This is a genomic window from Kineococcus indalonis (assembly GCF_009906395.1).
Lineage (GTDB): Bacteria > Actinomycetota > Actinomycetes > Actinomycetales > Kineococcaceae > Kineococcus > Kineococcus indalonis.
Genome location: NZ_JAAALM010000946.1, coordinates 1 through 735, shown reverse-complemented (window position 1 = coordinate 735; position 735 = coordinate 1). Strand labels below are relative to the sequence as shown.

The 735-nt window shown below is 80.4% G+C and carries 1 pseudogene; it reads left to right on the top strand.

The features are described 5' to 3' along the window. Positions 1–425, top strand: a pseudogene (locus tag GTR00_RS23190) (MATE family efflux transporter); the annotation flags it as partial. Positions 426–735 lie beyond the last annotated feature (310 nt).

Sequence of the window (735 nt, the reverse complement as noted above, 5' to 3'; positions counted from 1 at the left end):
GCCACCAGCAGCCCGAGCACCGCGCCGTGCGGTGGGGGGTGGTGGTCGGCGCGGTGCTCGGGCTGCTGGTGGCCGCGACGTGCTGGCCGGTGGCGGGGCTGTTCGCCCCGCAGGCGCAGGTGCGCGGGGACCTGGCCGCGGCCCTGGTGGTGCTGGGGGCGTGCCTGCCGGTGGCCGGGTGGGTGTTCGTGCTCGACGGGGTGCTCATCGGCGCCGGCGACGGGCGGTACCTGGCGCGCGCGGGGCTGGCGGCGCTGGCGGCGTACGCGCCGCTGGCGGTGCTGGTGCTGCTGCTGGCCCCGCCGGGCCGGGCGGGGCTGGTGTGGCTGTGGGTGTCGTTCGCGGGGGTGTACTCCCTGGCGCGGCTGGTGACGCTGGTGCGGCGCGAGCGCTCCGGCGCGTGGGTCGTCACGGGCGCGGGCTGAGCGGGCCCGGGAGGGCGCGGGCGCCGGGCGTCCACCGGGGTGACCGCTCGGCGCAACGGCGTGGAAACGGGGGCGTTCCCCGGCCGAAACGGGCGTCGCCTTGACTGGGCGGCACCGACGACGGCAGGAGGACACCGTGACCCGTCCCACCGGAGCACCCGCCGGCCGCGGCCCGGGCGGCCTGGTGCCCGCGCCGCGGCGCGCGGACGCCGACCGCCGGCTCGTCGTGCGCGCGCAGGGCCTCGTCGTGCGCGGCGCGGGCCGGGCGGAGCTGCTGGGCTTCCCCACCGCCGACGTGCCCGCCCAGAAC